The sequence below is a fragment of the Aetokthonos hydrillicola CCALA 1050 genome (assembly GCF_017591665.1).
Classification (GTDB): Bacteria; Cyanobacteriota; Cyanobacteriia; order Cyanobacteriales; family Nostocaceae; genus Aetokthonos; species Aetokthonos hydrillicola.
In genome coordinates, this window is record NZ_JAAKGC010000383.1 from 1 (window position 1) to 1,460 (window position 1,460).

The window sequence follows — 1,460 nt, forward strand, 5'->3', positions numbered from 1 at the left end:
CACGCCAAAAGAAAGAATAACACCAAATCTATTATTAAAATATTTATAAACAAATTTCAATGGATTTAATGCATTAATAAATTTATACTTGAATAGTCCAGGCAAAATGCCAAAAATATAGATCAAAGAAGACTTGTGTGTCCAATAGCCGACATAGATAAAGATACAAGCAATTACGAAATTGTCAACATAGATGGCAGGTATTATAAATATCCATGAATAAATTTGCCTCATCCAAAATAGTTGAAAATAGTATCCTTGAGTCGTCACATTAATTAATATGATTAATGGATAAAAAGCGGGCATAAATAGCATGGGAAATACGGTGAATGCCGTATTCATAGTCAACGATTGAATGAATAAAAAACTCAGTTTACTAGATCCTATTAGTGGACTCAAATATTTAGGCAAAATGAAAGAGACTGGTTCCATTTTTATATCTGAAATCGTCAACCCCGTCTCCTTACGAAGCGAATCATAAATATCAAGATATGTAATTGTATCGTTAAATGGCTGAAAGCTAGCTATGTGTGTAGTTATTGTAAATAAAACTATTAAGATTATAAATATATTAAATACAGGTTTTTGATTTCCTCGTATTTGATTTTGGGAAATATTAATTTGGCAATATGCGAGTAGAAAAACTACACCAACTAAAGGAATTATAGTCCAAATAGCTAGACCAAATATCAAAATAAACTTTTTAAAATCGCCAAACAAAGAAAAAAATTTATGTATTGAATGGATTTTATTTTTTTCTAGCACAAATTCAACAAGCATAATTATATAGTTACTCAGTTTTTTTGTATATTCACCGCTTCCTTATAAACTGTAACGTACTGCTGTGCTACCCGAATTGGATCAAACATATATTCTGCGTGACGACGGGCTGCTAAACTAAGAGATTTACTTTCCTTTTGTTGCTCTATAACCCATTGAATTCCTGTTGCTAAATCTTCTACTTCGTATGGTTGTGCTAAATAACCTGACACTTTATGATCAATCAAATCAGGCATTCCTCCAATTTTGAAGGCAACAGTAGGAGTGCCACAGGCTATCGCTTCAACGACTGTGTTCGGTAAGTTATCTTGTCTAGAAGGTGCAACAAAAACATCAGCAGCAGAATAGAGTAGAGCGAGAGAAATATCATCACCGAGATGACCCGTGTATCGAAGTGGAAAACCCAATTTAGGAACTTGTTCGGGAACTGATTGTCCAAAAATTACTATTTCGATATCTTTTAACTGTTGAGTTTCAAGAAAACTGATGGCTTGTAATAATAAATCAATACCTTTGCGAGGATCGTTAGTTCCGCCCAAAGCCCCAAATAAAATTAACGATCGCTGTTGAGGTAAATTCAAAAGCTTTCGTGCTAATGTTTTTTCAATCGGACGAAAGCTATCTAAATCTAGGGGATTAGGTATTACTGAGACGGGAAAATGTGGCATCAATGCACTATT

The 1,460-nt window shown here is 33.4% G+C and carries 2 protein-coding genes; both read right to left on the reverse strand.

Features of this window, described 5'->3' with window-relative positions; translation table 11 throughout:
- Positions 1-780 (reverse strand): hypothetical protein (locus G4P69_RS38140; protein ID WP_208355170.1); only part of this gene is annotated, 780 nt, incomplete at its 3' end.
- A 14-nt stretch (positions 781-794) separates the two neighbouring features.
- Positions 795-1,460 (reverse strand): glycosyltransferase (locus tag G4P69_RS38145; protein ID WP_208355173.1); only part of this gene is annotated, 666 nt, incomplete at its 5' end.